The 9,256-nt window shown below is 59.3% G+C and carries 5 protein-coding genes and 2 pseudogenes; 4 read left to right on the top strand and 3 right to left on the bottom strand.

Annotation, left to right across the window (positions count from 1 at the left end; all coding sequences use genetic code 11):
- A pseudogene (locus tag ACQKP4_RS21490) lies at positions 1-107 on the top strand (hypothetical protein); the annotation flags it as partial.
- On the opposite strand, the pseudogene ACQKP4_RS21485 reads toward ACQKP4_RS21490, so the two are convergent.
- From ACQKP4_RS21485 to ACQKP4_RS21475, 3 genes and pseudogenes are all read right to left on the bottom strand, one after another.
- Positions 103-1,371, bottom strand: a pseudogene (locus ACQKP4_RS21485) (glycosyltransferase family 39 protein); the annotation flags it as partial. The pseudogenes ACQKP4_RS21490 and ACQKP4_RS21485 overlap by 5 nt on opposite strands.
- On the bottom strand, positions 1,368-1,742 hold the full coding sequence (locus tag ACQKP4_RS21480) for a GtrA family protein (protein WP_427635619.1): 375 nt from the start codon (positions 1,740-1,742) through the stop codon (positions 1,368-1,370). The pseudogene ACQKP4_RS21485 and the gene ACQKP4_RS21480, both read right to left, overlap by 4 nt.
- Positions 1,743-1,870: 128 nt before the next feature.
- Positions 1,871-3,376, bottom strand: coding sequence for a glucosyltransferase domain-containing protein (locus ACQKP4_RS21475; RefSeq protein ID WP_427635618.1), 1,506 nt, complete (start codon positions 3,374-3,376; stop codon positions 1,871-1,873).
- Positions 3,377-3,627: 251 nt separating this feature from the next.
- Between ACQKP4_RS21475 and ACQKP4_RS21470 the strand changes: the two genes are divergently transcribed.
- The 3 genes from ACQKP4_RS21470 (at position 3,628) to ACQKP4_RS21460 (ending at position 9,195) form a co-directional block, all read left to right on the top strand.
- The gene (locus ACQKP4_RS21470) at positions 3,628-4,752 is read left to right on the top strand and encodes an OpgC family protein (protein WP_427635617.1); all 1,125 of its coding nucleotides are present in this window, start codon (positions 3,628-3,630) and stop codon (positions 4,750-4,752) included.
- A gap of 446 nt (positions 4,753-5,198) precedes the next feature.
- Positions 5,199-5,657, top strand: coding sequence for an REP-associated tyrosine transposase (locus ACQKP4_RS21465; RefSeq protein WP_427635616.1), 459 nt, complete (start codon positions 5,199-5,201; stop codon positions 5,655-5,657).
- Between the two features lie 421 nt (positions 5,658-6,078).
- Positions 6,079-9,195, top strand: coding sequence for a transglycosylase domain-containing protein (locus ACQKP4_RS21460; protein WP_427635615.1), 3,117 nt, complete (start codon positions 6,079-6,081; stop codon positions 9,193-9,195).
- The last annotated feature ends 61 nt before the right edge of the window (positions 9,196-9,256 follow it).

Here is a 9,256-nt window from a genome sequence, read left to right as displayed (position 1 = left end):
TCAACGGCCTGCTGGGAATGATTGCACTCTCGCTGGACGGCCCGCTGAACCCTGAACAGCAGCAACAGCTGTCGATTGCCCATGACTCGGGCAATCGCGCGGTCCAGTCAATGACGACTTGATGTGAAATTTCGGTTGGATACCTGAGGTGTTGTAATACGCGAACGGTAAGTAATAGATCAGGGAGTCGAGTACGATTTTGTCTCTTGGGTGCATCTGGAGACTGATGTAGGCCGCTATTGTGTCCAGCCTGAAATCCTTGCGCAGACTGGTTCCATTCAATCCATCTGTCTGCCTGTAAACAGCGAGCAGTCCTGGTAGTTGCCCGATGACCAGAATCCCCACGGCCACGGCGACAAAAAGCGGCCGCCGTGGCCCCCACGAGTCAAGTGCGGCCGCACAGATCAGGGGTAACCCGACAGCGGCAAATGTCAGGTACCTGGGGGTGAAAAGCGGGACGAACAGTGACAGCAGAAACACTGTCAGGATCGGCACAAAAAAATAGCCAACAATGAGCACCGCGTAAGGACGCTCTTTGCGATCTTTCAACAAAAGCGCGGCGGCACAAGCAAGGACGATCAGTGACGGCACCATCCGCCACCCTGACGGTACGGACACCGGATCGCCCATCACCGTGAACTGCCAGACACTCGTCAGCACGGTCTGCCACGTTAGCGGCGGGATCCAGCCCGGCCCACTCATTTCAAACAATTGATCAATGAAGTGAGGCATCCAGGGCAGAAACAACAACACAATTGCGCCGTTCGCCGCCATCCATGCCCGAATGGATAATCCGCGTGTTTGCCACCAAAACAGCCAATGCACCAAAACACACAACGCAGCGAAGTAATGCGTATAGAAAGCGGCGGTCATCAGCAAAACATAAACGACCGCAAAGCGTTTTTGCTGCGGGGCGTTGACCCAACAGACCAGCGCCACGGTAGCGCCCATCAGCCAAAAGCCGAGCAAGGTATACATGCGAATTTCCTGGCTGTAGCGCACCGATATCGGCAACAAAGCCAACAGCAAAGCCGCCATCCAGGTCGCTCTTCGCGTGGAAATCAGACTCATCAGCTTGATGCTCAGCAACAACGTGCTGACGTCAGCCAGTGCGCTGAGGGCGCGTGCAGCCAGAACGCCATTGCTGAACAACAGCATCCAGTAATGCAGCACCAGGTAGTACAGCGGCGGATGCACGTCCCGAGCGGTGGTGGACCAGATATCCGCGGGCGAATGCTCGGCGAGCAGCAAGCTGAATGCCTCGTCATACCAGACACCCGGCGCGGTGATGGCGTGAAATCTCGCAATTAACGCGCCCGCCACCACCGCAAACAGCCCCGCCCCTTCTACAAAGCGGCGCGAAACGTTCACGCTTCACGTCCGCCAAACAGGATGAATCGCGAAAAAAACAACCCGCAGATCAAACTCAACAGCGAGAACGAGGCGACCGTCACCAGCCCGTGGATTTTCCAGACATCGGCGTAATGCCCCACCACGAAACTCACCACGCCCATGAAACAGAGGTACGCAAGGTAACGCCGCACCGATGCCCCGGCTTCAAACGTATAAAGCGCGTGCACATAAAAAGAGAACATCGCCGCCACACAAAACGCCGCAACGTTGCTGGCGGCCTGACTCAGTTCGGCTGCCGTGACAAGGACGTAGAACACCTGCCAATGGATCAGCGTATTGGCGACGCCGACCACCGCATACGTGGAAAATTCTTTCCATAACGCTTTCATGCCCGTTCCTTGACCTGGCCCGTTTTCAGGTGTGTTCTCAACCTAAAGTCAGTGCGAAGGAGCGTCTACTGTCATAACTGACAGGTAGCGTGATGTTCCAGACCGACGGTCATGCCGCCGGCCTTCGTCTACCACTGGAGCGTGGTGACCGGGCGCGGTTCTTTCATGACGATAAAGCCGTAATCCCCCAGCAGATAAATCCGATAGAACAGGCTGTCCACCAGCGGCGGATACCCCTGATATCCCACCCGCGTCGCGTTGCGCCGTTCCTTTTCCCTGACCACATTGGTGATGCCGGCTTTCGGCAGGTTTTCGGCGAGCATGTAAAAGTCGTTGTTCAACAGATAGGGCAAAACCGGCATTTGCCTGAACGACCCGGCGGCGGCCACCAACCAGTGATCGGAGTAACCGATCGACAGGTATATGCGTTTGGCATCGCGCAATGCCGGCCGCGCGGCGATGTCGGCGCTGAGGGTGTACAGGGCGTTGGTGGCGAAGGTTTTTTGCAGCGTCAGCACGCGGCCATAGGCGAAGGACAGCATGAGCATCGCCAGCAGCGGGACCACTAACAGCAGCGGCAGTTTTCGATGTACCTGCGCCAATGCCAGGTGGCTGAGGTAGAACAGCAGCACCAGCACCACCGCGAACCCCATCAAGGTGCGCGCACCTTCATTGAAGTCACGGAAGAACAACGAAGCGCCAGGCACCAACAGCAGCAACACCGGCAAGGTCAGCAGACACGTCAAGCCGATCACGGCTTTCTTCGGCGCGGTGTCCTGCCGTTTCAGCACACGTTGCCCCACACGGGCTGCACCGACGATGGCGCATAACAGCAGCGCGGCGAACACCCAGGCCAACCCGCCGTGAAACAGCAACGCGATTTTTTCCAGCACCCGGCCCGCGTTGATTTCAACTTGCAGCAGCGGTGCCGCCGACGCGTTCAACAACGAGGTGCGGCTCTGACTCATGCAGGCATAGGCAGTGACGTAATAGATCATCGCGGCGAGCCCCACCTGGGCGACTTTCCAGGCAGGCAATCGCCACCACGCGGGCCACGGCAATCTGTCGTGCGCGCCGCGCAGCAGTTCCAGGCAGCAGAGCCCGAGAAAGACATTGATGCTGACCTGGTACAACCCGATGGCCAGCGCAATCAGCAGCGCCGGCACCAAGAGTTGCTGGACGCTTGAGGTGCCTTTGAAGGTGATCGCGTAGATCACCGCCACCAGGCTCAGTGCCATGGTCGGGCCGTCGTATTGATACGACAGGTTTTGCAGAAAAAACGGGCTGAACCACAGCGGCAGCACCACCAGACAATGGCAAAACGTCGGCTCGGGGAAATAGTGAAATGTCAGCCGGGTCAGCGCCGAACTCATGGCCAGCGTGGCGATCAACAGCGGCAACGGGAAGATGTTCGGGGCGGCACCGCTGAAGGTCAGCACGTTGTAAAACCATTGGGCGAACAGACGGCCCTCGCCGATCCAGCCTGTGCCGGCGGCCAGGGACCGCCAGTTGTCATCGATGTAAGGAAAATCGGCCAGGATCATCGGCAGGACTTGCAACAGTGTCGCGAGCAAAAAAAACAGCCAGACCTGACGGCCGCCGCGCTCCTTGTCCAACCAATCGCTGATCTTCATGCCGGCGCCTCAGGGGAATACCGCCTTCAATCGATAAAGCTTTGAAACCCGACGGTCGCAAGAGATCGCCAGGGCGCCGGGCTTTCAGACCAGCGGTTATCTGCACGCTGAAGCATAGAGACATTCCGTAATATCCGGGCTTTTGCAATTGCCGGCGAATCGCGCCACCCTGCGCGCCGCCGATGTGCGGCGCGCTACCTGATGCAGCGCCGGCAGCTCCTATTTCAACACCCGTTCAAGGGCCCGCAGCCATGACGACTGAACGCGATCACCGCATCGACTTTTTCCGTGGCCTGGCACTGCTCTTCATTTTCTGGGATCACGTGCCCCACAACCCACTGGGTCAAATCACCCTGCGCAATTTCGGTTTCAGCGATGCCGCGGAGATCTTCGTGTTTCTGGCCGGTTACGTGGCCGTGCTGGCCTACGGCAAAATTCTTCAACGCGACGGTTACCTGATTGCCTGCGTGAAAATCCTGCGCCGCGCATGGGTGTTGTATGTGGTGCATATTTTTCTGCTGGCGATGCTGATGGGCATCGTGTTTTTCGCCAACAGCCATGTGGAAACCCGCGATCTGGTCGAAGAAATGGGCCTGCGCCATTTCATCACCAACCCGCAGCAGGCGTTGACCGATGAACTGCTGCTGCGCTTCAAACCGAACCTGATGGACCCGCTGCCGCTGTACATCGTGCTGCTGGTCGGGTTGCCGCTGGTGCTGCCGCTGCTGGTGCGCAAGGCCTGGGCGGTGGTGGCGGTGTCGTTGACCGTTTACTTGTTGGCGCCTTCGTTTGGCTGGAACCTGGCCGCGATCAAGGACGGTGTGTGGTATTTCAACCCGGTCACCTGGCAACTGCTGTTTGTGCTGGGCGGCGCGGCCGCGATTCATGGGCAGCGACCACGGTCGGCCGTTAATCGGTCGCTGCTGCGCCAGCCGTTATTTATCAGTGCGGCGATTTACGTGGTGGCTGCCGGTGCGATCACTGTCTCGTGGCGCTGGCCACAAATACATGACGCGCTGATGCCGGCGAGCCTGAGCAATCTGCTGTACCCGATCAGCAAAACGGACCTGTCGCCGGTGCGCCTGCTGCATTTTCTGGCGCTGGCGTACGTCACCGCCAAGCTGTTGCCGGACACCGGCTGGACAAAAAACTGGCTGGCGCAGCAGTGCAGTCGCATGGGGCGTTATTCGCTGGAGGTGTTCTGCCTTGGCGTATTGCTGGCGCCATTGGCGGACATGATGAACGCCATGACTGACGATGCAGTTGCCATGCAAATCTTCACCGCACTGGCGGGGGCCATGTTGATGGGGTTGCTGGGCGTCTGGCTGGACTTCAATAAACGCCTGACCCGACCTGTCACCGCTGCAGCCGCTTAGCGTCAACGGAACGCGTGCGGGAAGCGGGTCGGTTGCAGGTGCGAGGTTTGAGGGGGGCCTCTAGTGGTGAGGTGGCTCTGTCTCTGTGGCAGGGGGGTCCTGTGGCTAGGGAACTCCTGTGGCGAGGGGGCTTGCCCCCGTTGGGCTGCGCAGCAGCCCCAAACACCAACAGCCCACCGCGTTATGTCTGGGACACCGCGTGCAATGGTCTTGGGGACTGCTGCGCAGTCCAACGGGGGCAAGCCCCCTCGCCACAGAAGCCTCCTGCCACAAAGGCTTCCTCACAAAAAAATCCATTTGCCACAAAAGCCTCCTTAGCCACCACAGCGTCGCTCACCATTCCTGCAAGGAAATCAGAAACGTCCCTCAACAGTCTCAGCTTCGACTCCGAGCATTGCCATCTAGCCTGAAAGTGTCGGTTAACTATCAAGCAAGGAAGCCATGCATTGCCTACTCAACCAAACTCACATCGCCTGCGTTCAGGCAGAAGCTCCGAGAGCGGTCGCGCTTATTTGATCACTGCGGTTGTTCGGGATCGCCACCCCATATTTTCCGATTGGCAATTGGGCCGCTTGCTGGTCGCAGAAATGCGGCGAGTACACGACGCAGGCGAGGCTGAGTCGATAGCGTGGGTTGTGATGCCAGATCATTTCCATTGGCTTATGCAGCTCAAGGCCAGCCATTTGGGTCGTGTTGTCGGTGCGATCAAGTCACGCTGTACCTTGTCGGTTAATAAAAAAACCGGGCGCAGTGGAGCGCTTTGGCAAAGCGGTTATCACGACCGGACAATCCGCGACGGGGAAGATCTGCTGCCGTTCGCTCGTTACATTGTCGCCAACCCATTGCGGGCAGCACTGGTGGACAGAATCGGCGACTACCCGCTCTGGGATGCCAACTGGCTATAGAAGCAAACCTTTTGTGGCGAGGGGGCTTGCCCCCGTTGGGCTGCGCAGCAGCCCCAAACACCGACAGCCCCCCGCGTTATGTCCGGGACACCGCGTGCAATGGTCTTGGGGACTGCTGCGCAGTCCAACGGGGGCAAGCCCCCTCGCCACAGAAGCGTCCAGCCACAAAGGCTTCCTCACACAAAATCCATTTGCCACAGAAGCTGGCAGCCACAAAAGCCTCCTGCCACAAAATCCCTTTGGCACAGAAGCCTTCAGCCACAAAAGCCTCCTTGCCACAACAGCCCGTTGCCGCAGCCCCCCTCACCACGGGTCATGAGAAAAATTCGCGACAACCGTGTGCACAATTTTTTCCCCATCGCCAACCACCGTCTAAGCTTCAGACAAGTCCGATCAATCTGCGTGAATGGATCAATCGACTATGGGCGCTTTGTGGCAAACCGATTCGAGTAAAACTGTGGTTCCGACTGAACGTGTGGATGAAGCGCCTTTACCTGAAAAACCGCGTCGCAGTCGTGTCAAACACGGCTGGAAGGCGTTCTGGTTGTTGCTGCTGATTTTCCTGATTGTGTTGGGGCTCGCGGCCGCCAAGGAAATGCGTACCTCGAAATTCCAGTCCCGGGAAGTCAGCCAATTTGCCGGCTCCCTGAGTTACTCCCTGGAACCTGGCCCCAGCGACGCCATCCGATATCCGGGCGCGGGGCCGTTTGATTTGCGCCTGGGTTACAGCTCACTCGGGGAATTCCTGCCCCGGTTGATCAAGCGCGACTACGTGATTGCAGCGCAGACCCGCTTCTCGCAAAAACTGATGGACTACAGCGACCGGGGCCTTTTCGTGCCCTACTCGGAGAAAATCCAGGCCGGCCTGTCGATCACCGATTGCCGGGCCGCACCGCTGTACCAGTTCAATTACCCGCAACAACTCTATTCAAGCTTTGACTCGATCCCGCCGGTGGTGGTCAGCAGCCTGCTGTTCATCGAGAACCGTTTTCTGCTCGACCCCAAACAACCCTTGGCCAACCCGGCCGTGGACTGGCCGCGCTTCGGCATGGCGGCGTGGTCGCAGGTCGCGAAGCTGATGCACCTGCCGGGGCAGTCGGCGGGCGGCAGCACCCTGGCGACGCAACTGGAAAAGTATCGTCACTCGCCCGATGGCCTGACGGTGTCGGGCGCGGAAAAAATCCGGCAGATGATTTCCGCCACCGTGCGCGCCTATCAGGCCGGGCCGCAAACCCTTGAAGCGCGCAAAAACGTGGTGCGCGATTACCTCAACAGCGTGCCGCTGTCCGCCGTGCCGGGACACGGTGAGGTGCATGGCATGGCCGAAGGCTTGCGCGTGTGGTACGGCGCCGATTTCAACAAGGCCAACGAAACCCTGGCCAGCACCGACACCGACCCCAAGACCCTGGCCGCGAAAGGGTTGGCCCTGCGTGAAATGCTCTCGTTGATGATTGCCCAGCGTCGCCCTTCGCATTACCTGACCAAGGGCCGCGATGAACTGGCCGACCTCACCGACAGCCACATTCGCCTGCTGGCCCAGAACAACGTGATCGATGGGCCTTTCGCGGCGGCGGCACTGGCCAGCAAGGTCACTTACCGCGACTGGCAGACCCAGCCGACGATTCAGCCGATCGAAACCAACAAAGGCATCAGCGTGGCGCGTAGCCGCCTGGGCGGTTTGCTCAATCGTCCGCTGTACGACCTCGATCGTCTCGACCTGTCCGCCACCAGCACCCTGCAAGGCGATCTGCAAAACCAGGCCACCGAATACCTCAAGCGCTTGGCCGACCCGGCGTTTGCGACGCAGATCGGCTTGATGGGCGAGCGCTTGCTCACGCCCACCAGCACCACTCAGGTGCGTTACAGCTTCACCTTGTTCGAACTGACACCGGACGGGGCCCGCGTGCGGGTGCAGACCGACAGCACCGACCAACCGTTCGACATCAACGAAGGCAGCAAGCTGGAACTGGGCTCCACCGCGAAAATGCGCGTGCTCACCACGTATCTGCAAATCATCTCCGAGCTGCACGACAAATACGCCGGCATGAGCGTCCCGGAATTGAAGAAAGTCGACGTCCCGGATCAGGACCGTCTGAGCCGCTGGGTGGTCGATTACCTGATCCAGAACAAGGACCGCAACTTGCAGACGATGCTCGGTGCCGCGCTGGATCGCAAATACTCGGCCAGCCCCGGCGAAGCGTTCTTCACCGGTGGCGGGCTGCACGTGTTCCACAACTTTCGCAAGGAAGACAACGGGCGCATTCCGACCCTGCGCGATGCCCTGCGCGAATCGATCAACCTGCCGTTCATTCGGCTGATGCGTGACATCGTGCGCTACACCACCTATTCCGGTCCCAACAACAGCGCCGAATTGCTCAAGGATGATCGCGACCCTCGGCGTCAGGAATACCTGGCCGATTTCGCCGACCGCGAAGGCACCTCGTTCCTGCTCAAGTTCTGGAAGAAGTACAAGAACAAGGACACCCAGGCGCGGCTCGACACCTTCCTCGACAGCATGCGCCCGACCCCGATTCGCATGGCGGCGGTGCACCGTTACCTGCTGCCACAGGCCAGTCAGGAAAGCTTCAACACCTTCGTGCGCTCACACCTCAAGGGCGCCAAGCTCACCGAAAAACTCACCGACGAGCGCCTGCAACGGCTCTACGAAAACTACAGCCCCGGCGCCTACGACCTGCCGGATCAAGGCTTCATCGCCAAGGTTCATCCCCTGGACCTGTGGCTGATGGGCTACCTGCTGAACAGCCCGGATGCCAAGTGGAGCCAGATCGTCAAGGCCAGTCAGTTCGAGCGCCAGGAAGTCTACAGCTGGCTGTTCAAAAGCCGGCACAAGGGTGCCCGCGACAGTCGTATCCGCACCATGCTCGAAATCGAAGCGTTCCTCGACATTCACCAGCGCTGGCAGAAAGTCGGTTACCCGTTCGACCACCTGGTGCCGTCGCTGGCCACCGCCATCGGCAGCTCTGGCGACCGTCCGGCAGCGCTGGGCGAGTTGATCGGCACCATCCTCAACGATGGCGTGCGTATGCCGACGCTGCGCATCGACACCCTGCATTTCGCGGCCGGCACGCCCTATGAAACCAAACTGATCAATGACCCGGACGTCGGCAAACGGGTGATGCCGTCCGAGGTGGCGACCGCCATGCGCGAAGCCTTGTCGCAAGTGGTGGATGCCGGCACGGCCAAACGTGTTTCCGGCAGCTTTATCACAGCGGATGGCAAACCGTTGGCCATGGGCGGCAAGACCGGGACCGGGGACAACCGCATCGAGGCCATCGGTTCAGGCGGACGGATTCTGAGTTCGAAGTCGATCAACCGCACGGCGACTTTCGTGTTCTATATCGGTGACCACCACTTCGGCACTTTGACGGCCTTCGTGCCGGGGCGCACGGCCGAAGCCTTCAAGTTCACATCAGCCTTGCCGGTGCAAGTGCTCAAGGGCATGGCACCGATTCTGACGCCGTACCTGCAACCGGGGAGTAACACCGGGTGTCTGCCGGTCGAAGTAGCGCGGCGCTGAGAAACCCGCGCAATCAAACAAGGTGGTAATTAAATATTTTGAGCATTGATAATTTCAATGT

Source organism: Pseudomonas sp. NPDC086278 (assembly GCF_050280905.1).
Classification (GTDB): Bacteria; Pseudomonadota; Gammaproteobacteria; order Pseudomonadales; family Pseudomonadaceae; genus Aquipseudomonas.
This window is presented reverse-complemented; position numbering and strand designations above follow the sequence as displayed.

Excerpts from the sequence above, each read along its gene's own strand:
- ACQKP4_RS21480 (WP_427635619.1), bottom strand. The coding sequence starts at position 1,742 with ATGAAAGCGTTATGGAAAGAATTTTCCACGTATGCGGTGGTCGGCGTC.
- ACQKP4_RS21475 (WP_427635618.1), bottom strand. The coding sequence starts at position 3,376 with ATGAAGATCAGCGATTGGTTGGACAAGGAGCGCGGCGGCCGTCAGGTC.
- ACQKP4_RS21470 (WP_427635617.1), top strand. The coding sequence starts at position 3,628 with ATGACGACTGAACGCGATCACCGCATCGACTTTTTCCGTGGCCTGGCA.
- ACQKP4_RS21460 (WP_427635615.1), top strand. The coding sequence starts at position 6,079 with ATGGGCGCTTTGTGGCAAACCGATTCGAGTAAAACTGTGGTTCCGACT.